23 protein-coding genes are annotated in these 22,482 nt (G+C 64.6%); 10 read left to right on the top strand and 13 right to left on the bottom strand.

Translation table 11 applies throughout. From position 1 onward, the window contains the following. Nucleotides 1–299: 299 nt before the first annotated feature. Nucleotides 300–566, top strand: coding sequence for a 30S ribosomal protein S20 (rpsT, locus tag A9J21_RS03970; RefSeq protein ID WP_066732116.1), 267 nt, complete (start codon nt 300–302; stop codon nt 564–566). 169 nt (nt 567–735) lie between these two features. On the opposite strand, the gene A9J21_RS03965 is transcribed toward rpsT, so the two are convergent. Next, the gene (locus A9J21_RS03965) at nt 736–1,041 is read right to left on the bottom strand and encodes a DUF3579 domain-containing protein (RefSeq protein ID WP_066732114.1); all 306 of its coding nucleotides are present in this window, start codon (nt 1,039–1,041) and stop codon (nt 736–738) included. A gap of 438 nt (nt 1,042–1,479) precedes the next feature. Here A9J21_RS03965 and argF point away from each other — a divergent pair, with 438 nt between their 5' ends. Continuing rightward, on the top strand, nt 1,480–2,403 hold the full coding sequence (gene argF, locus A9J21_RS03960) for an ornithine carbamoyltransferase (RefSeq protein ID WP_066732112.1): 924 nt from the start codon (nt 1,480–1,482) through the stop codon (nt 2,401–2,403). A gap of 114 nt (nt 2,404–2,517) precedes the next feature. Then, complete coding sequence (locus tag A9J21_RS03955; protein WP_066732110.1) at nt 2,518–2,829, top strand: pyrimidine/purine nucleoside phosphorylase; 312 nt, start codon at nt 2,518–2,520, stop codon at nt 2,827–2,829. A 21-nt stretch (nt 2,830–2,850) separates the two neighbouring features. On the opposite strand, the gene murB is transcribed toward A9J21_RS03955, so the two are convergent. Then, complete coding sequence (gene murB, locus A9J21_RS03950; RefSeq protein WP_066732109.1) at nt 2,851–3,861, bottom strand: UDP-N-acetylmuramate dehydrogenase; 1,011 nt, start codon at nt 3,859–3,861, stop codon at nt 2,851–2,853. Between the two features lie 107 nt (nt 3,862–3,968). Between murB and A9J21_RS03945 the strand changes: the two genes are divergently transcribed. Beyond that, nucleotides 3,969–4,454 carry a YajQ family cyclic di-GMP-binding protein gene (locus A9J21_RS03945; RefSeq protein ID WP_066732108.1) on the top strand — a complete coding sequence of 162 codons (486 nt, stop codon included), beginning with the start codon at nt 3,969–3,971 and terminating at the stop codon, nt 4,452–4,454. A 105-nt stretch (nt 4,455–4,559) separates the two neighbouring features. Here the strand turns inward: A9J21_RS03945 and A9J21_RS03940 are convergent, their stop codons facing one another. From A9J21_RS03940 to A9J21_RS03930, 3 genes are all read right to left on the bottom strand, one after another. Then, a complete protein-coding gene (locus tag A9J21_RS03940) occupies nt 4,560–5,009 on the bottom strand; it encodes a DUF192 domain-containing protein (RefSeq protein ID WP_066732107.1) in 450 nt (149 codons plus the stop codon). Between the two features lie 148 nt (nt 5,010–5,157). Then, a complete protein-coding gene (locus A9J21_RS03935) occupies nt 5,158–5,352 on the bottom strand; it encodes a hypothetical protein (RefSeq protein WP_066732106.1) in 195 nt (64 codons plus the stop codon). 124 nt (nt 5,353–5,476) lie between these two features. Further along, nucleotides 5,477–6,088, bottom strand: a complete 612-nt coding sequence (locus A9J21_RS03930) for a pseudouridine synthase (protein WP_066732105.1) — start codon at nt 6,086–6,088, stop codon at nt 5,477–5,479. Between the two features lie 269 nt (nt 6,089–6,357). On the opposite strand from A9J21_RS03930, the gene icd reads away from it, so the two are divergent. Next, nucleotides 6,358–7,608 carry an NADP-dependent isocitrate dehydrogenase gene (gene icd, locus A9J21_RS03925; protein ID WP_066732103.1) on the top strand — a complete coding sequence of 417 codons (1,251 nt, stop codon included), beginning with the start codon at nt 6,358–6,360 and terminating at the stop codon, nt 7,606–7,608. Between the two features lie 94 nt (nt 7,609–7,702). Here icd and A9J21_RS03920 read toward each other — a convergent pair whose 3' ends face one another. After that, nucleotides 7,703–8,470 (bottom strand): carbonic anhydrase, encoded by a 768-nt coding sequence (locus A9J21_RS03920; protein ID WP_066732101.1) that lies wholly within the window; start codon nt 8,468–8,470, stop codon nt 7,703–7,705. A gap of 177 nt (nt 8,471–8,647) precedes the next feature. Here A9J21_RS03920 and A9J21_RS03915 point away from each other — a divergent pair, with 177 nt between their 5' ends. Continuing rightward, nucleotides 8,648–9,112 (top strand): VOC family protein, encoded by a 465-nt coding sequence (locus A9J21_RS03915; protein WP_066732099.1) that lies wholly within the window; start codon nt 8,648–8,650, stop codon nt 9,110–9,112. A 250-nt stretch (nt 9,113–9,362) separates the two neighbouring features. Here the strand turns inward: A9J21_RS03915 and A9J21_RS03910 are convergent, their stop codons facing one another. Then, the gene (locus tag A9J21_RS03910) at nt 9,363–9,572 is read right to left on the bottom strand and encodes a cold-shock protein (protein WP_029051623.1); all 210 of its coding nucleotides are present in this window, start codon (nt 9,570–9,572) and stop codon (nt 9,363–9,365) included. A 586-nt stretch (nt 9,573–10,158) separates the two neighbouring features. Here A9J21_RS03910 and clpS point away from each other — a divergent pair. The 4 genes from clpS to A9J21_RS03890 all read left to right on the top strand — a co-directional run bounded on the left by clpS (nt 10,159) and on the right by A9J21_RS03890 (nt 14,863). Beyond that, nucleotides 10,159–10,485, top strand: coding sequence for an ATP-dependent Clp protease adapter ClpS (gene clpS, locus A9J21_RS03905; protein ID WP_049815983.1), 327 nt, complete (start codon nt 10,159–10,161; stop codon nt 10,483–10,485). Further along, nucleotides 10,482–12,779 (top strand): ATP-dependent Clp protease ATP-binding subunit ClpA, encoded by a 2,298-nt coding sequence (gene clpA, locus A9J21_RS03900; RefSeq protein WP_066732097.1) that lies wholly within the window; start codon nt 10,482–10,484, stop codon nt 12,777–12,779. Before clpS ends, clpA begins: the two co-directional genes overlap by 4 nt. Nucleotides 12,780–12,999: 220 nt before the next feature. Then, the gene (locus tag A9J21_RS03895; protein WP_197497454.1) at nt 13,000–14,013 is read left to right on the top strand and encodes a tripartite tricarboxylate transporter substrate binding protein; all 1,014 of its coding nucleotides are present in this window, start codon (nt 13,000–13,002) and stop codon (nt 14,011–14,013) included. Nucleotides 14,014–14,017: 4 nt separating this feature from the next. Continuing rightward, nucleotides 14,018–14,863: a VOC family protein gene (locus A9J21_RS03890; protein WP_066732091.1), complete on the top strand. Its 846-nt coding sequence runs from the start codon at nt 14,018–14,020 to the stop codon at nt 14,861–14,863. Between the two features lie 64 nt (nt 14,864–14,927). Here A9J21_RS03890 and dut read toward each other — a convergent pair whose 3' ends face one another. The 6 genes from dut to A9J21_RS03860 all read right to left on the bottom strand — a co-directional run bounded on the left by dut (nt 14,928) and on the right by A9J21_RS03860 (nt 22,457). Then, nucleotides 14,928–15,422 carry a dUTP diphosphatase gene (gene dut, locus A9J21_RS03885; protein WP_066732497.1) on the bottom strand — a complete coding sequence of 165 codons (495 nt, stop codon included), beginning with the start codon at nt 15,420–15,422 and terminating at the stop codon, nt 14,928–14,930. Between the two features lie 113 nt (nt 15,423–15,535). Next, a complete protein-coding gene (locus A9J21_RS03880) occupies nt 15,536–16,555 on the bottom strand; it encodes an LLM class flavin-dependent oxidoreductase (RefSeq protein ID WP_066732088.1) in 1,020 nt (339 codons plus the stop codon). Nucleotides 16,556–16,573: 18 nt separating this feature from the next. Further along, the gene (gene coaBC / locus A9J21_RS03875; protein WP_066732086.1) at nt 16,574–17,773 is read right to left on the bottom strand and encodes a bifunctional phosphopantothenoylcysteine decarboxylase/phosphopantothenate--cysteine ligase CoaBC; all 1,200 of its coding nucleotides are present in this window, start codon (nt 17,771–17,773) and stop codon (nt 16,574–16,576) included. Between the two features lie 133 nt (nt 17,774–17,906). Beyond that, nucleotides 17,907–18,440: a signal peptidase II gene (gene lspA, locus A9J21_RS03870; RefSeq protein WP_066732085.1), complete on the bottom strand. Its 534-nt coding sequence runs from the start codon at nt 18,438–18,440 to the stop codon at nt 17,907–17,909. Beyond that, nucleotides 18,440–21,319 (bottom strand): isoleucine--tRNA ligase, encoded by a 2,880-nt coding sequence (ileS, locus tag A9J21_RS03865; RefSeq protein WP_066732084.1) that lies wholly within the window; start codon nt 21,317–21,319, stop codon nt 18,440–18,442. Before ileS ends, lspA begins: the two co-directional genes overlap by 1 nt. 121 nt (nt 21,320–21,440) lie before the next feature. Then, nucleotides 21,441–22,457: a bifunctional riboflavin kinase/FAD synthetase gene (locus A9J21_RS03860; RefSeq protein WP_066732082.1), complete on the bottom strand. Its 1,017-nt coding sequence runs from the start codon at nt 22,455–22,457 to the stop codon at nt 21,441–21,443. Nucleotides 22,458–22,482: the final 25 nt, after the last annotated feature.

Genomic DNA, 22,482 nt, shown 5'->3' with positions numbered 1-22,482 from the left:
ACGCGGTTCAGACGCCCGTTTGGCCCCAAAAGTTGCCACGGCGCCACGGTCTGCGGCCAGGCGGCGCCGGATGTGGCGCTTATTATACGGATCGGCCGTTGTTGGGCGACCGCCAGCACGGGTATACGAATCGCCCTTGCCTGTGACGCCGGCATGTGTGTATAATCGCCGATTCGCAAGGACAGTCGCGTCCAGGATTCGTTTGTCGAAACATCCCGGGTCGCAAGATGTGACTTAATTGTTGCGTCCCAAATTATTGCGTCGCCCCGGGCGCGCATTCTGAATTCAGGAAGAGAAACATGGCAAATTCCGCACAAGCTCGCAAGCGCGCGCGCCAAGCCGTCGCCGCGAACGCCCACAATTCCAGCCTGCGCTCGCGTCTGCGCACCGCCGTCAAGGCAGTCCGCAAGGCCATCGACGCTGGTGACAAGGCTGCTGCTGCAGAGATTTTCAAGCAGTCGCAAACGATCATCGACAGCATTGCTGACAAGAAGATCGTGCACAAGAACAAGGCCGCACGTCACAAGTCGCGCCTGTCGGCCGCCATCAAGGGCATGGCCGCCTAAGTCTGCCTGGGCCACCTCGGTGGCCTGCAGAAAAGAAAAGCTCGTCTCCGGACGAGCTTTTTTGTTTTCGGGCGTGCCACTGGCTTGCCCTCTGTCGCAGGCGCCTCGGCGCGCCAACAAAAAACCCGGCGCCGGCCGGGTTCTTCATTTTGGGGTGTTGCCCTCGGTGTCAGTTATCGACCGAGCAGGCTTCCACGACCTGGAGGTTGTTGTCCCGCGCGAAGTTCAGGACGAAGTCGAGCGCCTTGGGCTCGATGTCGCGCAGGCGGGTATCGACCACCACGTTCTTGACGCCGGCCACGATCACCGGACGCACATACGGCGAGTAGGTCAGGCGGGGATCGCCGGTATCGCCTTCGGGACGGAATTGCGCCATCACGCCGCACAGCCGCTCGGCCCAGTCGCTGGGGCGGAAGGTCTTGCCTTCCTTCGTAACGCCTTGGATGAAATATTCGCGGACTTGGGGGGTGGTCATGGGACTGCGGGGATCTGCTTGGTGACTCGACGGTAAACCCGCTTCAACGGGCGCACCGTTTGACGCATCCGGTGGGCGATTGGTTCGCAAATTCCGGACGTGACCAGCGGGGCGGCGGTGTCTGCGGGGGCACTTTTGATGCCGGCGGCGGGCTGGTGGCATGGGTATGCCGGGCCCCGCGTGAATCAGCGAGTATTATATCTTATATAAGACCTGCGCATAAGGCTGAATCCTGTCGGAAACCTGTCAGTGGCCGCCAGAGCTGCCTCTGGAGGTTAACGGCCCGGGCTCGCCAAAGCTGGAATAATCCCTTATGATCTTTGCAATTACATTGCGTAAGCGACGCGAAAGGCGGCTCCGCGACACGCTCCGGCCCTGAAAGATTGCCCATCCGCGCAATCGGGCTGCGTGTCCCAATCGAGCCGCCTTCTTTGTTTTATGAGCCCAACCCCGATCAAGCATTACCTCCAGTTCAGCGACCTCGGTGCCGACGAGTACGCGTACCTGCTGGACCGCGCGAGGATCCTGAAGGCGAAGTTCAAGAACTACGAGACATGGCACCCGCTGCACGACCGCACGCTGGCCATGATCTTCGAAAAGAATTCCACGCGTACGCGCCTGTCGTTCGAGGCCGGTGTCCACCAGCTGGGTGGGCATGCGGTGTTCCTGAACACGCGCGATTCGCAGCTGGGCCGTGGCGAGCCGATCGAAGATGCCGCGCAGGTGATCTCGCGCATGGTCGACATCATCATGATCCGCACCTACGGCCAGGACATCATCGAGCGCTTTGCCGCACATTCGCGCGTGCCGGTGATCAATGGCCTGACCAACGAATACCACCCCTGCCAGGTGCTGGCCGATATCTTCACGTACATCGAGCAGCGCGGCAGCATTGCCGGCAAGACCGTGGCCTGGATTGGCGACGCCAACAACATGGCGTACACCTGGATCCAGGCGGCCGAGCGGCTCGACTTCACGTTCACGTTCTCGGCGCCCGCGGGCTACCAGCTCGATCCGGCCATGGTGCCGGCGTCGGCCTTGCCGCGCGTGAAGGTGTTCGCAGATCCGCTGGAAGCCTGCCAGGGCGCGCACCTGGTGACCACCGATGTCTGGACCAGCATGGGCTTCGAGGCCGAAAACGAAGCGCGCAAGCGCGCGTTCAAGGACTGGATGGTGACCACCGCGATGATGGACCGCGCCGCTGACGACGCCCTGTTCATGCACTGCCTGCCGGCGCATCGTGGCGAAGAGGTGGAAGCCGCCGTGATCGACGGCCCGCGCAGCGTGGTCTGGGAAGAAGCCGAGAACCGCCTGCACGTGCAGAAGGCACTGATGGAATATCTGCTCTGCGGCCGCTACTGATCCGGCGCGGGAGTCAGAAAAAGTTGGAAAGTGGAAAGAGGGGGCCGCCATGGCTCCCTTTTTTACGTCCCTGATTTACGTCTTTACGAAACCGCAAGATCCGAGGAGATTGAGATGAGCCAGTTCGACAATGTATCGGTCGTCAAGAAGGCCAACCTGTATTTCGATGGCAAGTGCGTGAGCCACACCGTGCTGTTTGCCGACGGCACGCGCAAGACGCTGGGTGTGATTTTCCCGGCCGCGCTGACGTTCGGCACCGGCGCCCCGGAAGTCATGGAAATCAACGCGGGCAGCTGCCGCGTGCGCCTGGCCGGCTCGGAAGAGTGGAAGACCTACGGCGCCGGCCAGCAGTTCGACGTGCCGGGCAACAGCAGCTTCGATATCGAAGTGACCGACACCCTGGACTACGTCTGCCACTTCAAGTGATGCGGGCGGTCGTGCCGGAACTCAGAGAATCACTGGTTCCGGCTCGATCCTGACGCCAAAGCGTGCCTGGACCGTATCCGCGATGCGGTTCGCCAGTTTCAACAGCGCGGCGCCCGTGCCGCCGCCGTGATGGACCAGCACCAGTGCCTGCTTGCCATAGACGCCCACCGGGCCGTCGTCCAGGCCCTTGAAGCCGCACTGGTCAATCAGCCAGCCCGCCGCCAGCTTGTAGCGGCCGTCGGGCTGCGGATAGCTGACCAGCGCCGGATGCTCTGCCAGCAGCGCATCGCGCTGCACCGATTCCACCACCGGATTCTTGAAGAACGATCCCGCATTGCCGATCTGTGCGGGGTCGGGCAGCTTGCGCGACCGGATGGCGATCACCGCGTCCCGCACCTGGGCGGCGCTGGGCGATGCAATGTCTTGCAGTTCGCGCGCCAGTTCCCCGTAGTTCAGCACCGGCTGCCAGTCCTTCGGCAGGCGCAGCGTCACGGCCGTGATGATGTAGCGGTCGCGGCCCTCGCGCTTGAACAGGCTGTCGCGGTAGCCGAACGCGCAGGCGTCCAGGTCGAGCGTGACGAATTCGCGTGCCTGCCGGTCGTAGGCGCGCAGCCGCGCAAAGCGGTCGCGCAGTTCCACGCCATAGGCGCCAATGTTCTGGATCGGGGCGGCACCGGCCGTGCCCGGGATCAGGGCCAGGTTTTCCAGGCCCGCCCTGCCGTCGGCGACGGTGCGGCTCACCAGGTTGTGCCAGTTTTCACCGGCGCCGGCCGTGACGAGCCAGTCGGCGCCATCTTCGGCGATGTCGTAGCCCGGGATCTCCATCAGCAGCACGCAGGCGTCAAGATCGCCCGTCAGCACGACATTGCTGCCACCTCCGAGCACCACCACCGGCATCCCGGCCGCGCGCGGGTCGGACAGGGCCGAAACCAGGTCCGATTCGCTGCGAATATGCGCAGCAAGACGCGCGCGCGCATCGAACCCGAATGTATTGTGGGCGCGCAGGGGATAAAATTCGTAAAAATCTGCCATGAAGGACGGGGAAAGCACCCCGGACCGGGGCAGGCCAAGATTATACGTAACCGCATGGACCGGTCGCCGGGGCAAACGGCGAGCCGCGCAAGACCAGGAGAATCGATATGCCGTCGTTTGACGTAGTGTGTGAAGCCAATATGGTGGAAGTGAAGAACGCTGTGGAGCAGTCCAACAAGGAAATCTCCACGCGCTTCGACTTCAAGGGGTCCGATGCCCGCATCGAGCAGAAGGAAGGTGAACTGACCGCGTTTGCCGACGACGACTTCAAGCTCGATCAGGTCAAGGACGTGATGATCAACAAGATGGCCAAGCGCAACGTGGATGTGCGCTTCCTGGACTACGGCAAGGTGGAAAAGGTCAGCGGCGACAAGGTCAAGCAGGTCATCACGATCAAGAAGGGCGTGACAGGCGACCTGGCCAAGAAGATCGTGCGCATGATCAAGGACAGCAAGATCAAGGTGCAGGCCAGCATCCAGGGCGACGCGGTGCGCGTGTCTGGCACCAAGCGCGACGACCTGCAGTCGGTGATTGCACTGCTGCGCAAGGACGTCAGCGATGCGCCCCTGGATTTCAACAACTTCCGCGACTAGGCAACACTGTCAAACCGGTTCTGGCGTCGTTGCGCGGCGTGGCCGTACCAGTTGTACGGTTTGCAGCCACGCGTCCAGCCAGCACCGCTTCGCGTGGGCAGGGGGCTATTGCCCCTGCCGCGCCTGCGGCAGTCCGCCGATCTTTGTGCCGGGCTTGATGCCCTTCTGCGCAAACCAGCCCTTGTTCATCTCCAGCGCATAGCGCACGGCCGCGCGCGGGCAGTGGTTGTCTTCGGTTTGCGGCTTCATGTCCTCGATGTTCACGATGCTCCCGTCATCGGCCAGGAAGGCGATCGACAGCGGCAGGTCCGTGTTGCGCATCCAGAAGCAATGCCCGGCCTTTTCCTCGAACACGAACAGCATGCCGGCGTTGGCAGGCATCGACTTGCGGAACATCAGCCCGCGCTCGCGCGCTTCGGACGACGCAGCCACTTCGGCCTGGATGGCGTACATGCCGGCGGTCAGCGGGATGACGGGCAGCGCGGATTGCGCCTGGGCCAGGCTCGTCAGCGCGGCGGCGCCTACGGCCATCAGGGTCTTGAAGACGGGATGCATGGCGGATCTTGTCGTTGGAGGTCTTGCTGCAGGCGAGAGCATAGCGCAGCCATGCCAGCCGTGCCGCTGCGCGGGACATGAAAAAAGGCAGGTCGCATGGGCGCCTGCCTTTCTACAGACGCGCGGACACGGGCCCGCGCTAGCCGCCTTACTGGGCAGCCGGTGCCGAAGCTTCCGCCTTCTTGGCGTGGTGCTTGGTCGAGGAATGCTTGTGGTGGGTGGACTTCGCGGGCTTCGCGGCTTCCTTGGCGGCCGGCGCGGCGTCAGCAGCGGGAGCCGAAGCCTGGGCGAAAGCGCCGGTAGCGAACAGGCCAACAACCAGGGCAGCGATCAGTTTTTTCATTGCGAGTACCTCAGAGATGAATCCAGTATTTGGAAGGTTCGACGCGCGTAGACGTGTCACTCGCAAAAACGAGACGCCATCTTCTGCCGTTGACGTCATGTTTATCACTATTTGTAACTGCGTTTTACCGACGCTTGCGCACTTGTATTGCGTCTCGGACATGTGAAGCGATGGCTGGAAGTGCCAGTATGCGGACATCCGTCTTGCACCATTGCCCCGGAATCAGGCCAAGATCGGGCAGCGACAGCTTGCCGATGGCGACGCGGATCAGCCGAAGCGTGGGGTAGCCAACAGCGGCCGTCATCCTGCGCACCTGGCGGTTCTTGCCTTCGCGAATCTGCAGTTCGACCCACGTGGTGGGAATGGCGGCGCGATAGCGTATCGGCGGATCGCGGTCCCACAGCCAGCCGGGTGTGTCGACCACGCGTACGGCCGCTGGCAGCGTCGTGAAATCTCCAAGATCCACGCCCGCGCGCAGGCGGGCCAGCGCGGCGTCGTCGGGTACGCCTTCCACCTGTGCCAGATAGGTCTTGGTCAGCTTGTGCTTCGGATCGGCGATACGCGTCTGCAGCGCGCCATCATCGGTCAGCAGCAGCAGGCCTTCGCTGTCGGCATCGAGGCGTCCGGCCGGATAGACGCCGGGCACGTCGACGCAATCGGCCAGCGTCGCCCGCGACGGATGCGCGGAGAACTGGCTCATCATCTGGAAGGGCTTGTTGAGGGCGATCAAGGTCATGGGCGCGCATTATCCACCAGTGCCGCCACGGCCTGCGCGCAAAGGTTGGCGCGTGATATGGCTTTATGCATAATATACGGATAGTCTTATGTCTTATATAAGACTGATGTGCGATCCTTGGCCCGGCGCGCGCGGGCGCCCGAGGCCATTGGCCGGTGTCGCGTGACGGCGGCGAAACGCCCGTTACAATGCCTCGCACAACACAATCGCGTCGCTGGGCTCTGCGGCCTGGTGCCAGTCATCACCCCCATCCGCAGTTGGAGACGAATATGTATCAGCACATCAAGGTGCCGGCAGGCGAGAAGATCACGGTCAACGCCGATTTTTCGCTGAACGTGCCGGACAACCCCATCATTCCGTATATCGAAGGTGACGGCACGGGTGTCGATATCACCCCGGTGATGCTGAAGGTGGTGGACGCGGCCGTGGCCAAGGCCTACGGCGGCCAGCGCAGGATCGCTTGGATGGAGGTCTTTGCCGGCGAGAAGTCGACGCGCATTTATGGTCCGGATGTGTGGCTGCCCGACGAGACGCTCGACGTGGTCAAGGAATATGTGGTGTCGATCAAGGGCCCCCTGACCACGCCGGTCGGCGGCGGCATCCGGTCGCTGAACGTGGCGCTGCGCCAGCAGCTCGATCTCTACGTGTGCCTGCGCCCGGTGCGCTATTTCAAGGGCGTGCCGTCGCCGGTGCGCGAGCCCGAGAAAACCAATATGGTGATCTTCCGTGAGAACTCGGAAGACATCTATGCCGGCATCGAATGGGAGGCCGGCAGCGAGGGCGCGAAGAAGCTGATTGCCTTCCTGCAGGACGAGATGGGCGTCAAGAAGATCCGTTTTCCGGATACGTCGGCCGTTGGGGTGAAGCCCGTGTCGAAACAGGGCACGCAGCGGCTGGTGCGCAAGGCGATCCAGTATGCGATCGACAACGACAAGCCGTCGGTGACGCTGGTGCACAAGGGCAACATCATGAAATTCACCGAGGGTGGATTCCGTGACTGGGGTTACGAGCTGGCACAGGAAGAGTTCGGTGCCGAACTGGTCGATGGCGGCCCGTGGTGCCGGTTCAAGAACCCCAAGACCGGGCGTGACATCGTGATCAAGGACGTCATTGCCGATGCATTCCTGCAGCAGGTGCTGCTGCGTCCGGCCGAATATTCGGTGATTGCCACGCTGAACCTGAACGGCGACTACATCTCCGACGCGCTTGCCGCGCAGGTGGGCGGCATCGGCATCGCACCCGGCGCCAATATGTCTGACGAGGTGGCGATGTTCGAGGCCACGCACGGCACCGCGCCGAAGTACGCCGGCAAGGACTACGTGAATCCGGGTTCGGAAATCCTGTCCGCAGAAATGATGCTGCGACACATGGGCTGGACCGAGGCCGCCGACCTGATCATCGATTCGATGGAAAAGTCGATCCAGTCGAAGAAGGTCACTTACGACTTCGCGCGCCTGCTGGAAGGCGCCACGCAGGTCTCTTGCTCGGGCTTCGGCCAGGTGATGATCGACAATATGTAAGTCTGGCAAACCAGACGGCAAACGCCCCGGCACCGCAAGGTGGCCGGGGCGTTTTTCGTTGGGTGCTCTGGTGCCTGGGTACGCTGGTCGGCCCTCAGTCGCCGGACAGCACCTCGCGGCCGTCCAGCGGCTGGACCGGCCGCGCGTTCATCGGATAGCGGGTGCGAAACGCGGCCAGCTGTTGCGGCGAGACCGTCAGCGGTTGCTTCATCACATACCACTGGACGTCCTCGGTGCAAGGCGGCGTGGTCAGGCTGCCCGGGAACGTGTAGTAGTTTTGCGATGTGGGCAGCAATCCTGCGATGTTGAGCCGGCCGGGAATCGGCACGGGCTGCGCACCTGGCCTGGGCAGCGTACGGAACAGCGTAGCCAGCTGCGGATTGGGTTTGCCCATCCGGAACATGACCGCGACCACGGCGACGACGCGGCCCTGGTTGTCCTGGTGGACGAAATGTGCCGACAGCGGATACGCCTTGCCGTGAAAGCGCGTTTCGCTGGGCGTGTGAAAGTGGAATTGCGCCAGCCGGTAGCTGCCGGCCGACGTTACCAGCGTCTCGTCGCTGGTGGGGCGGACCTCGATCGTATGCCCGGTATTGGCGACCTTCGCCCGCGTAGGCCGATAGCGAAACGTCAGTGCCGCCAGGTGGGCCGGTGTCGCACCATCGATATCGAGCGGCGATTGTCGCTTGCCCGTGCCGCATTGGAAGAAGTCGGGGGCCAGTTCGCCCCAGTGGGAAGGGTCCGTGGTGCCTTCGTAGGACCAGGCATGGGCGTCGTGGCCCGATGGCTCGGCGCCGGTTGCGCTGGCTGACGCCATGGCGATGGCGCCTGCGAATGCGGCAACCCGTAGCTTGTGTGTCATTTGGCGAAACTCCGATGGTCTAAAGCAGCCACGCGCAACACGCGCGGGATGGCTCGGACCAGTCTAGGAAGCCGCCATCGATGCAGAAATCGCGCTCCTACGAAAGCGGCGCGCCGCTGGGAAGTTTCCTTGATGTGGACTACAACTTCAGCACGACACCGATGCCGGAGACCCGAAATGGAAGACCCGTTCAAGCGAGCCGCCCTGGGCGCGGCGGTCTATTACAAGGACCCGAAGGCCGCGCTGGACTGGCTCGAACGCGCGTTTGGATTCCAGCGCGTGATGGTGATCACCGACAAGGACGGAAACCTTGCGCACTCCGAAATGCGCTTTCGTGACAGCTACCTGATGGTGGGTAGCGAATGGGCGGACTACACGGCCAGCCCGGCGTCGGTGGGCGGCAAGAACACACAGGCGGTCCACGTGCAACTGGCCGAAGGGCTCGACGCGCATTGCGAACGCGCTCGCGCCGCCGGTGCGCAGATCGTGCGCGAGCCCGAAGACCAGTTCTATGGCGATCGCGTCTATGCGGCGCGCGATCCGGAAGGCCATGTCTGGAGCTTCGGCCAGTCCGTCCGCAAGGTCAGCCGGGAAGAGGCCGAGGACGCGTCGGGTCTCAGGATCGAAGGCTGGTCGGAGTAGCGTCCGGCGCAGACATTGCCGGGGATGCGCAGGCGGAAGACGAAGAACGCAATCGCTGAAAACAGAAACGCCCGGCCCATGGTTCACATGGGCCGGGCGTCTTGCCGGATGCTTGGCGTACGCGCTTGGCGCGTGCCCCGGGCTGGCATTGCCAGCCGTGGCACAGGATCCCGTTCCGAAGGGAGCATGCCCCCTTCACATCCGCATTGGCCGACGCGGCTCTGTATGGCGCGTTCGGCCGCGGCGCACTTTACTGGGCGGCGTCCTGGATGTTCGTGGCTTGCTTGCCCTTCGGGCCTTGCACCACCTCGAACGAAACGCGCTGGCCTTCCTTCAGCGTCTTGAAGCCTGCCATCTGGATTGCCGAAAAGTGCGCAAACAGTTCTTCCTCGCCATCGTCCGGCTTGATAAAACCGAAACCCTTGGCGTCATTGAACCATTTGACGATACCGCTTGCCATAAACTCCCCCAACGAAAAAGCTGATTTCAAGCGGGGAAACCAATGGCCAGCCGAAAACCACCCTGGCGGGCTCAGGCATGCCGCTCCTGACGGATCGGCTGCGAAAAGCGCCGCGCAAATGAAATTCGCGTGGACAGCCGCCGCGTCCGCCCGGAAACGAAACCGCCTCCGGAAACGAACTGCAAATGGCTGACCTACGCCGGTCGTGGGCCTCCCTGCTCACGGATACATCCGATCTGGACTTTTTGCTTGGCTCGCTGACCAGGCCCGGATGTGCAATCGATTTTTCTGTCAAACCTACATACTGTCAAGCTGGCAGATTCCCCACTCGGCGTGGGGTGTGGCGGGATTGAAACGGCTGGGGATGGTACCTTTGTCGCCGTGGTGCATGGAATTTTGTAAACGCCGCCTGGCGGCCGGCCCGGTGCCCCGGCAGGGGTCGGCGGGCACGTATCATGCACCGCGAACGTGCGCGAGGCGCCCTTTGTGCGGTAGGCCACGCTAGGTTTTTTCCGAAGGGCTGCCCTTGAATACCGGGCCAGTTCCCCAAATTGCAGACTTGTGAGTAAGAGTTAGAATAAAAGCCATGGCGACACGGCTGGCGAACACCCCTCAACGCGAAGCAGGCACAGTCATCGAGCGGAAAGAGCAGCAGCTCAAGCCGCCGGCGATGTACAAGGTGCTCCTGCTCAATGACGACTACACTCCGATGGAGTTTGTCGTGATGATCCTGCAGCAGTATTTCAGCAGGGACCGGGAAACGGCGACGCAGATCATGCTCACCGTCCACCGGGAAGGTAAAGGCGTTTGTGGTATCTACACGCGGGATATTGCGGCGACCAAGGTCGAGCTTGTATCAACCCATGCGCGGCAGGCGGGCCATCCCCTGCAGTGCGTGATGGAGGAAGCATGATTGCGCAAGAATTGGAAGTAAGTCTGCACATGGCCTTTGTCGAGGCTCGCCAGGCGCGCCACGAGTTCATTACCGTGGAGCACCTGTTGCAGGCGTTGCTCGACAACCCCACAGCAGCTGAAGTGCTGCGCGCGTGCGCGGCCAATATCGAGGACTTGCGCACCAGTCTGAAGAATTTCATCGCAGACAACACGCCCGTCGTGCCAGGCACCGACGAAGTGGACACGCAGCCCACGCTGGGTTTCCAGCGTGTGATCCAGCGCGCCATCATGCACGTGCAGTCGACGTCGAATGGCAAGAAGGAGGTGACTGGCGCCAACGTGCTGGTGGCCATCTTCGGCGAAAAGGATTCCCACGCGGTGTACTACCTGCAGCAGCAGGGCGTGACGCGCCTGGACGTGGTCAACTTCATCAGCCACGGCATCCGCAAGGACCAGGCCGAACCGGCCAAGCACGGCGAGGGCAACCCCGAAGGCGAGGGCGGTGACGGCAAGGAAAGCCCGCTCGAGCAATACACCCAGAACCTGAACGCGCTCGCCAAGGCCGGCAAGATCGATCCGCTGATCGGCCGCGACAGCGAGGTGGAGCGCGTGGTGCAGGTCCTGTGCCGCCGGCGCAAGAACAACCCGCTGCTGGTGGGCGAGGCTGGCGTTGGCAAGACCGCCATCGCGGAAGGCCTGGCCTGGCGCATCACCAAGAACGAAGTGCCCGATATCCTGGAAAAGGCTACCGTGTACTCGCTCGACATGGGCGCGCTGCTGGCCGGCACGAAGTACCGCGGCGATTTCGAGCAGCGCCTCAAGGGCGTGCTGAAGTCGCTCAAGGACAATCCGCACGCGATCCTGTTCATCGACGAAATCCACACGCTGATCGGCGCGGGCGCCGCATCGGGCGGCACGCTGGACGCCAGCAACCTGCTCAAGCCGGCGCTGTCGTCGGGCCAGCTCAAGTGCGTGGGTGCCACCACGTTCACGGAATATCGCGGCATTTTCGAGAAAGATGCGGCCCTGTCGCGTCGTTTCCAGAAGATCGACGTGGTCGAGCCGTCGGTGGACCAGACCGTGCAGATCCTGCGCGGGCTGAAGTCGCGGTTCGAGGAGCACCATGGCGTCAAGTACGCGGCCTCGGCACTGACCGCCGCCGCCGAACTGTCCGCCCGCTTCATCACTGACCGTCATCTGCCTGACAAGGCGATCGATGTGATTGACGAGGCAGGTGCTGCCCAGCGCATCCTGCCGAAGTCGAAGCAGAAGAAGACCATTGGCAAGGGCGAGATCGAGGACATCGTGTCGCGCATTGCCCGCATCCCGCCGCAGAGTGTGAACCAGGACGACCGCAGCAAGCTGCAGACGCTGGAACGCGACCTGAAGTCGGTGGTGTTCGGCCAGGACCCGGCCATCGAGGCGCTCGCATCGGCGATCAAGATGTCGCGCGCCGGCCTGGGCAAGACCGACAAGCCGATCGGCTCGTTCCTGTTCTCGGGCCCCACGGGCGTGGGCAAGACCGAAGTCGCCAAGCAGCTCGCGTTCATCATGGGCATCGAGCTGCTGCGCTTCGACATGTCCGAATACATGGAGCGCCATGCGGTCAGCCGCCTGATTGGCGCGCCGCCGGGCTATGTCGGGTTTGACCAGGGTGGCCTGCTGACCGAGGCCGTCACCAAGAAGCCGCATTGCGTGCTGCTGCTCGATGAGATCGAGAAGGCACATCCGGATATCTTCAATATCCTGCTGCAGGTGATGGACCACGGTTCGCTGACCGACAACAACGGCCGTCGCGCCGACTTCCGCAACGTGATCATCATCATGACCACCAATGCGGGGGCCGAGACGATGAACCGTGCCACGATCGGTTTCACCACGGCGCGCGAGCAGGGCGACGAGATGGCCGACATCAAGCGCATGTTCACGCCGGAGTTCCGCAACCGTCTGGATGCGACCATCAGCTTCCGTGCGCTGGACGAGGAAATCATCCTGCGCGTGGTGGACAAGTTCCTGATGCAGCTGGAAGAGCAGCTACACGAGAAGAAGGTGGAAGCCAGCTTCTCGGAAAAGCTGCGCAAGTACCTGGCGAAGAAGGGTTTCGATCCGCTGATGGGTGCGCGTCCGATGCAGCGCCTGATCCAGGACATGATCCGCAAGGCGCTGGCAGACGAACTGCTGTTCGGCAAGCTGGTCACTGGCGGCAAGGTGGCCGTGGATCTGGACGACGAGGATCTGATCAAGCTGACGTTCTCGGAAGCCGATCCGGAGCCGCCCGAGGCGCCGGAAAGCGAGCAGCGCGCGGAAGTCTGAGCGCCGCTGTCGCGCCACGCCGCAACGTAGAAATGGCCGGGTTCGTCCCGGCCATTTTTTTGGCCGATTTATGGCGGATCGGGGTGCGATTGTTCCATTTCTGGGCGATCAGCGAAGGGTACTCCTGCAAGTTGCGCGATCATCGGGCAAAATACGCGGCGGCGGCATGCCGCCCTTTTCCTGATTCCGCGGCCGTCTGGCCGCCCAGCCCGAGTCTCTGATGTCTTCTCCCGACCGCATGCGGCTGCGCCGCCTGCTGCTCAAGTCCCTGCCGATGAGCGCCATGCCCGTGGCGTCACTCGCCGGCCTCGCCCAGGTCTCCCATGCTGCCGAGCCGTCGGCAACCAGCCGGCCGATTGCGATGGTCCTGCCGTTCCCGCCCGGGGGCAGCGTGGATATCGTGGCCCGGCAACTGCAGCCGGGACTGAAGACGAGCCTGGGGCAGACCGTGGTGGTGGACAACAAGCCCGGCGCCGGTGGCCTGATCGCCAGCAGCACCGTGGCTCGCGCCAAGCCGGACGGCAATACGCTGCTGATGGCGTTCGACACGCATGCCATCAACCCGTTTGCGTACAAGAACCTGCCGTACGACACGTTCAAGGACTTCACGCCGATCACGCAACTGGTGCGCTTCCCGCTTGTTATCGCTGCCAACCCGGCGCTATCGGCGTCGAACGTGCGAGAATTGATCGAGCTGGCGAAGTCGAACCCGAATGGCGTGCGCTATGCGTCGTCGGGCATCGGCAGCCTGAACCAGCTGGCCGCCGAAGCGCTGGCGACCGAGGCCGGCGTGCATTTCCTGCACGTGCCCTACAAGGGCGGCGGCCCGGCCGTGCAGGCCGTGCTGGCGGGCGAGGTGGACCTGTTCTTCAGCAGCTACGCGGCCGTGCAGGCTCACGTCGCCGCCAAGACGATCAAGGTGCTTGGCGTCACCGGGACCAGCCGCATCAAGCAGATGCCCCAGGTGCCGACCGTGGCCGAGCAAGGCTACAAGGGCTTCGAGGCCTATTCGTGGATCGGCGTTTTCGGTCCCGCGCATATGCAACAGGACACCGTGATGCGGCTGCACGATGCGTTGGGCGCGTCGATCAAGCAGCCCAAGGTAGTGGAAGCACTGACCGCGCAGGGGTTCGAGATTGCCGTGGGTTCGCCGGCCGACCTGGGCAACCTGGTACGCCACGAGCACGACAAGTGGCAAGCCGTGGCCCGCAAGGCCAACATCCAGTTCGACTGACCCCATGCAGACGTTGCCCGAACCGTTCGACCACGCGGTCATCGTGTGTGCGGACCTGGATGCCGCTGCCGACCGTTGGCGCGCACTCGGCTTCACGCTGACACCGCGCGGCTATCACACGCTGGGATCGCAAAACCACTGCATCATGCTGGCGCGCGACTACCTGGAGCTGCTGCACGTCACGGCGCCCAGCCCGAGTCGCCAGTATTACTGGGATGCCCAGCAGCGCGGTGGCGGCTGTGCGGCCATGTCGTGCAAGAGCCGCGATGCGTTTGCCACGGCCGATCGGCTGCGTGCTGCCGGATTCCAGCCCTCGGACCCCATCGAATTCTCGCGCCCGGTGCGCCTTGACGACGGCTCCGAGCACCCGGCCACGTTCCGCGTGACCGCGCTGGATCACGCGCCGGGCGCCCGCTACTTCGTTTGCGAGCATCGCACGCCCGAACTGCTGTGGCGGCCGGAATGGCTGACGCACGCCAATGGCGCAACGGCGATTGCGGCGACGTATCTGGTGGTGGAAGCGGGGCAGGTGGCGGCAACGGCCGAAGCCTATGCCACGCTGACGGGCGCGGCGATGGCGCGCGCCACTGGCGAAACGGCGATGCTCGACATCGACGGGGCATCGTTCGTTGTCACCGCGCCGCAGGCGCTGGCCGATGCTGCCGACGTGCCGGGGCTGCGGCACGGGGCGACGGGCTACGCGGCGATCCGGCTTGCAACCAGCGATCTGGAAAAGGCCCGTACGCACTGGCGGGCCCATGGGGTGCAGGCCACCGACCTGTCGCCGTCGATTACGCTGATCCCGGCCGAGCAGGCCAACGGCGTGGCGCTGATCTTCGAGCAGCGCTGAGAAAATACGGTTTCCCCTCCTCCATTGCATGGGAGAGGGGAGACACCCGGCCTCGGTTCCGGCGTTACGCCTTCGCGTGCGCCACGCCGGTCGAGCCGAAACCTCCGGCGCCACGCACCGAATCCTCTGAAAACGCTTCCACCGTCGTGAACACCGGGCGCAGCACCGGCACGAACATCATCTGGGCGATACGCTCGCCGGGCTGGATCACGATCGGCTCGGTGCCGGGCGCGTTGCGGTTCCACACGCTGACCATGATCTGGCCCTGGTAGTCGGCGTCGATCACGCCGATCGAGTTGCCCAGCACGAGGCCCTTCTTGTGGCCCAGGCCCGAGCGCGGCACGATCGTCGCGCACATGAACGGGTTGGCCATATGCACCGCGAAGCCGGCCGGCACCAGTTGCGCCGGCGTGCCGGGCTCGATGGTCACCGGGCCGTCCACGCAGGCGTGCAGGTCGATGGCGGCGGCCATATCGCTCTGGTAGGCGGGCAGGCCCCAGTCGTTCAGGCGGGCGTCGAGCACCTTGATCTCGACAGTCGGATTCGCGGCTACGGTCATGGATTCGGATTCGTACGATGGGACAAAGGCGGCATGATACCGCGCCGCCCGCATCAATCCGTCACTTCGATCCGCCATAGCCAAAGGGCGTGGCGCTTGCGCCCCGGCGCGGATCAGCCTTGCAGGTCGAAGGCCTCGGCCAGCAGTTCGTACGTGCGCATGCGCGCCTGGTACGACGCCGTCACGCTCAGCACCACCAGTTCATCTGCCGCGAAGCGGTCCTTCAGCGCCAGCATGCGCTCGGCCACCTGCGCGGGCGTGCCGCAGATCGTGCGGGGCCGCTCGCGTTCGATGATCAGGCGGTCGCGCTCGGTGGGCGTGAAATCGGCAGCCTGGGCCAGCGACGGGATCGGTGCGTTGACGCCATAAGCCATCTGCAGCCGGCGGATGTCGACGGCGCGCTCCAGCGCCGATGCCTCGGCCTCGGTATCGGCGCAGATCACGAACACCGCCGCGGCGCTGTACGGCCTGTCTTCATAGCCGGGCTCGAAATCCTCGCGGTACTGCCGCGCCACCATGTCGCCGCCGTGCGCATTGATGAAATGGGCGAAGGCGAAGCGCAGGCCCAGCCGCGCCGCCAGCGCACCGCCGAAATCACTGGAACCCAGCACCCAGATCTCGGGCTGGGTGTCGATGGCCGGCTGCAGCAGCACGCCCTCGGCCAGATGGTCGGGCGGCACCTCGCCACGCAGCAGGAACGACAGGTCCTGCACCTGCTGTGGAAACTGGTCGCCCCGGTTGTACGTGCCCATCGCCACGGCCTGCGCAGTGCGCATGTCGCCGCCCGGGGCGCGGCCCACGCCAAGGTCGATCCGGTTCGGGAACAGCGCTTCGAGCATGCGGAACTGCTCGGCCACCTTGAACGGGCTGTAGTAGGGCAGCATGACCCCGCCAGACCCCAGGCGGATGCGCTGGGTCACGCTGCCCAGCCGCGCCAGCATGACCTCGGGCGCCGGGTTGCACACGCCTTGCAGGCCGTGGTGCTCGGCGCACCAGTAGCGGGTAAAGCCGAGGCTGTCGGCCATCTGGGCCAGATCGACCGTGGCCGCCAGGGCGTCGCGGGCCGTATGGCCGTGGATGACCGGACTCTGGTCCAGCACGGACAGGCGCAGGGTAGGACGGGTAGGGCTCATGACTTGGATGCGGCGGTGTTACACGGACTTGCGCGGCAGGCGCTGCCCGATGGCGGCCACCAGCTCGCGCGCCAGCGACAGCTTGTCGGCACGCGGCAGGCGCGTCATGCCGTTGGCATCGAACAGCACGATCTCGTTGTCGTCGAGACCGAAGGTATGGTGGCCGATATTGCCCACCAGCAGCGGCACGCCCTTGCGCTGGCGCTTCTGCTCGCCGTACTGCTCCAGGTTCTCGCTTTCGGCCGCGAAGCCCACGCAGTAGGGGGCGTCGGCACGCGCCGCCACGGCGGCCAGGATGTCGGGGTTCTGCACGAACTGCAGCGTCGGCGTGTCGGTGTCGTTGGCCTTTTTCAGCTTCTGCCGGGCCACCTCGGCCGGGCGCCAGTCGGCCACGGCGGCCACGGCGACGAACACATCGACATCGCGCAGCTGCGCCATCACGGCATCGTGCATCTGCTGGGCGCTGCGGATATCGGTACGCGTCACGCCGCGCGGCGTGGGCAGTGACGTGGGGCCGGCCACCAGCAGCACGTCGGCGCCGGCTTCGCGCGCCGCACGGGCGATCGAGAAGCCCATCTTGCCCGACGACAGGTTGGTGATGCCGCGCACCGGGTCGATGGCCTCGAAGGTCGGGCCGGCGGTAATCAGCACCCGCTTGCCCTGCAGCGGCTTGGGCTGGAAGAACGCGATCAGGTCTTCCACAAGCTCCTCGGGCTCCAGCATCCGGCCGTCGCCGATTTCGCCGCAGGCCTGGTCGCCGGTGCCGGGGCCCAGGATCGTCACGCCATCGGCGCGCAGCTGGGCGGCATTGCGTTGGGTCGGCGCGGCGGCCCACATCTGGCGGTTCATGGCCGGTGCCACCAGCAGCGGACACTCGCGCGCGATGCACAGCGTGGTCAGCAGGTCGTCGCAGAGGCCGTTGGCAACCTTGGCAAGGAAATCGGTGGAAGCGGGGGCGATCAGGATGGCGTCGGCCTCGCGCGAGAGGTCGATATGCGCCATGTTGTTGTCGATGCGCGCGTCCCATTGCGACAGGAACACCGGGCGCCCGGACAGCGCCTGCATCGTGACCGGCGTGATGAAATGCGTTGCCGCCTCGGTCATTGCCACCTGCACGGTGGCACCGGCCTTGGTCAGCAGCCGAACCAGCTCGGCCGACTTGTAGCAGGCGATGCCGCCGGTCAGGCCAAGGACAATGTGCTTGCCGCGCAAATCCATGGGAAAGGCTCTTGGAGAGGAACTGAGTTCCGCATGATACCGCTGGCGCGCCCGGCGTGCCGGGGCCGAATGCGGGCGAAAAAAATGCCCCTGCGGGCAGGGGCATTCTTGCGGCGCATCGCGCGGATCGGCCTCAGTGCCGCCGCACCCGTCGCAATTCGTCCACGATGAGCAGGATCGCGCCCAGCGTAATCGCGCAGTCGGCCACGTTGAAGGCCGGGAAATGGGTGTTGCGCCAGTGGAAGTCCAGGAAATCGATCACATGGCCATGGATTACGCGGTCCACCACATTGCCCACGGCGCCGCCCAGGATCAGCGACACGGCCAGGCAGAACATCTTCTGGCCCGTGTGGCGATACAGCAGCCAGATGATGAAGCCGCCCACCACCACGCCCAGCAGCGTGAAGAACCAGCGCTGCCAGCCGCCGGCATCAGCCAGGAAGCTGAACGCCGCGCCCTTGTTGTAGACCAGCACAAGGTTGAAGAAGCTGGTGACCGGGCGCGATTCCGCATACTGGAACGAGCGCGAGATCACGATCTTGAAGAACTGGTCGATCATGACCACCAGCAGCGCGAAGGCCATCCACAGCCACGGCGTGACGTTGGCGCTGGCCTTGCTCTTGCTGCGCGCCGCCGGGCGCGAGGAACGGGTCGAGGACGATGCCATCAGGCGTGGCTCCTGTGCTCACCGGCGCCGAACAGGTTGCTGTCGCAGCGGCCGCAAAGGGTGGGATGGGCGGGGTTGTGGCCCACGTCGGCACGGTAATGCCAGCAGCGCTCGCACTTGGCGTGCTGCGACGGCGTGACCGTCACCAGCAGGTCGCCGCCTTCGGGCGCCGGCGTGACCTTGGCCGCCGACGTCAGCAGCACGAAGCGCAGGTCGTCGGACAGGCTCTGCAGCGCGGCCAGCACCGGGCCGCCCGCCGCGATCGTGACCTCGGCCTGCAGCGACGAACCGATATCGCCTTCCACGCGCACGGCTTCCAGCTGGCGCGTGACTTCGGCGCGCACCGCACGGATTTCGTGCCACTTCTGCAGCAGGTCGTCGGCTTCGTTGACCGGCGGCAGGTCGTAGTACGTGCTCGTGAAGATGGTGTCGGTGTGCTCGGTGCCGTGCGCGAACACCTGCCAGGCTTCCTCGGCCGTGAACGACAGGAACGGTGCCATCCAGTGCAGCATGGCCTGGGTGATGTGATACAGCGCGTTCTGCGCGGCGCGGCGTGCCTGCGAGTCCGCCGCCGTGGTGTACAGGCGGTCCTTCAGCACGTCGAGGTAGAAGCCGCCCAGGTCTTCGGAGCAGAACGTCTGCAGCTTGGCAACCACCGGGTGGAACTCGTACGCCTGGTAGTGCGACAAGACTTCCTTTTGCAGGCGGTCGGTCAGCGCCACGGCGTAGCGGTCGATTTCCAGCCATTCCGATGCCGGCAGCGCGTGCTTCGCGTGGTCGTAGTCGGTCAGGTTGGCCAGCAGGAAGCGCAGCGTGTTGCGGATGCGGCGGTAGCCTTCCACCACGCGCTTGAGGATCTCTTCCGAGATCGACAGTTCGCCCGAGTAGTCGGTCGAGGCCACCCACAGGCGGATGATTTCCGCGCCCATCTTGTTCGAGATGTCCTGCGGCGCCACCGTGTTGCCCACCGACTTCGACATCTTGCGGCCTTCGCCGTCCACCGTGAAGCCGTGCGTCAGCAGCGCCTTGTAGGGCGGCTTGCCGTACAGCATCGAGGCGGTCAGCAGCGACGAATGGAACCATCCGCGGTGCTGGTCCGAGCCCTCCAGGTACAGGTCGGCCAGGCGCCCCTCGGGGGTATCGGCCGACGGATCGTAGAGTTCGTCGCGATGCGAGCCGCGGATGACGGTCCAGTGCGTCGTGCCGGAATCGAACCAGACGTCCAGCGTGTCGCGGTTCTTCTCATAGGACGCGGCTTCGTCGCCCAGCAGGTCCTTCGGGTCAAGCGACTGCCAGGCCTCGATGCCTTGCTGCTCCACACGCTTTGCCACTTCCTCCAGCAGCTCCGGCGTACGCGGATGCAGTGCGCCGGTTTCCGTGTGGACGAAGAACGCCATCGGCACGCCCCATTGGCGCTGGCGCGACAGCGTCCAGTCCGGGCGGTTGGCGATCATGTTGTGCAGGCGCTGCTTGCCCCACGACGGGTAGAACTCGGTCGCCTCGATACCGGCCAGCGCGGTTTCGCGCAGCGTCGGGCCGTTGTCGACCGGATCGACGTCCATGCCCGCGAACCACTGCGACGTGGCGCGGTAGATGATCGGCGTCTTGTGGCGCCAGCAGTGCATATAGCTGTGCTCGTACTTGTGCGAGTTGAACAGGTTGCCCGACTCACGTAGTACTTCGACGATTTTTGGGTTCGCGTCCCAGATCGACAGGCCGCCGAACAGCGGCAGCGTGCTGGCATAGACGCCATCGCCCATCACCGGGCTGATGATTTCCGAATCCGGCATGCCGTGCGCCTTGCACGACTGGAAATCCTCCACGCCGTAGGCCGGCGCCGAGTGGACGATGCCGGTACCGGTGTCGGTGGTGACGTAGTCGCCCAGGTACACCGGCGACGTGCGCGCATAGCCGGCGTCCATCTTCGCCAGGGGATGGTGGAAACGCACCTCGGTCAGTGCATCGCCGCGCGCAGTGGCAACGATCTGGCCTTCCAGCGCGTAGGTCTTCAGCTGTTCCTCGACGCGGTCCTTCGCCAGGATCAGGAAGCCGCGCGGCGTGTCCACCAGCGCGTACTCCACTTCCGGGTGCATGTTCAGCGCCTGGTTGGACGGGATCGTCCACGGCGTGGTGGTCCAGATCACGATCCAGCCGGGCTTGCCTTCCAGCTGGGCCAGCGGCACGTGGAAGGCGTGGGCGATCTTGTCGGTCTCCGCAAACGGGAAGCCCACGTCGATCGACAGGTCGACCTTGTCCTTGTATTCGACTTCCGCTTCGGCCAGTGCCGAGCCGCAGTCGAAGCACCAGTTCACCGGCTTCAGGCCGCGGAATACGTAGCCCTTTTCCATGATCTTGCCCAGCGCACGCAGCTCGTCGGCTTCGTTGCTGAAGTTCATGGTCAGGTACGGATTGTCCCAGTCGCCAAGCACGCCCAGGCGCTCGAAATCCTTCTTCTGGCGGGCGATCTGCTCGGTGGCGTAGGCGCGCGCCTTGGCCTGGACTTCCTGCACGGGCAGTCCCTTGCCGAACTGTTTCTCGATCTGGATCTCGATCGGCATGCCATGGCAGTCCCAGCCCGGCACGTAGACGGCGTCCAGGCCGGTCAGGCCGCGCGCCTTGATGATCATGTCCTTCAGGACCTTGTTCACCGCATGGCCGATGTGGATGTCGCCGTTGGCGTACGGGGGGCCGTCATGCAGCACGAACTTCTTCGCACCCTTGCGCGCGGCGCGGATCTTCTTGTAGAGCTGCTTGTCCTGCCATTGCTTGACCCACAGCGGCTCGCGCTTGGGCAGGTCGCCGCGCATCGGGAACGGGGTATCCAGCAGGTTGACCGGATACTTGCTTTTTTCGGGCTTGGCGCGTTTGTCGTCGGACATGGTTGATTCTCGGGGCAATTCGTTGGGCGCGGACCGGTGGATGACCGCCGCGCGCGTGTCATTTCGGGGCAAGGCAGGGCGGGTCCCGGCGGCGCGCCTGCATGGGGCGCGCTGCCGGCCGCTAGCTAATTCGGTCGGTGGCGGAGGTGGCGAAGTCGCGCCGGTCGCCGGCCTTGCCGGCGGGATCGGCCGGATCGGCTGGGTTGGCTGCCTCCAGGCCGAAGAACGCACGCGCTTCGCGGGCATCCTTGGCGATGGCCTCGGTCAGTGCCTCCAGCGTGTGAAAGCGCTCTTCGTCGCGCAGCTTCTTCATGAATTCCACGCGCACCAGCTTGCCGTACAGGTTCGCGTTGAAGTCGAACAGATGCACTTCAAGCAGTACGCGGCCGGCGTCCTCCACGGTCGGGCGCACGCCGATGCTCGCCACGCCCGGCAGCGGGTGGTCGGCAATGCCGTGTACCTGCACCACGAAGATGCCGTTCACGGCCGGACGCTTGTGCGTGATCCGCAGGTTCAGCGTCGGGAAGCCCAGGTTGCGGCCCAGCTTGCGGCCGTGGATGACGTGGCCGCTGATGGCATAGCCGTGGCCCAGCAGCCGGCGCGCATGTTCCAGGTCGCCATCGGCCAGCGCCTGGCGCACGGCCGAACTCGAAATGCGGATGCCGCCTTCGGAGACCGAGCCCATCTGCTCCACATCGAAGCCAAATTCGCGGCCGGCCTGCTGCAGGTAGCCGAAATCGCCGGCGCGCTTGGCGCCAAAGCGGAAATCGTCGCCCACCAGCACCCAGCGCGCGTGCAGGCCATGCCAGAGCACGTTCTCAACGAACTGCTGCGGCGACTGGGCGGCAAAATGGGCGTTGAAGTGTTCCACCACCACGCGGTCCACGCCGTTGCGGCGCAACGCATCGAGCTTGTCGCGCAGCAGGGCAATGCGGGTGGGGGCGTGCTCGGGCGCAAAGAATTCGCGCGGATGCGGCTCGAACGTCATGACGCACAGCGGCAGGCCGCGTGCGTCGGCAGCCGCGCGGGCGCGCGCGAGCAGCGACTGGTGGCCGCGATGCACACCGTCGAAATTGCCGATGGTGAGCGCGCAGGGCGCCCGGCTTTCGGCGTTGGGCAGGCCGCGGAAGACTTTCACGAGGACGGCGGACGAGCTTTTCAGG

Source organism: Cupriavidus sp. D384 (assembly GCF_001652915.1).
In the GTDB taxonomy this organism is placed as follows: domain Bacteria; phylum Pseudomonadota; class Gammaproteobacteria; order Burkholderiales; family Burkholderiaceae; genus Cupriavidus.
The sequence above is the reverse complement of the archived record's forward strand: the minus strand, read 5'-3'. Positions and strand labels throughout refer to the sequence as shown.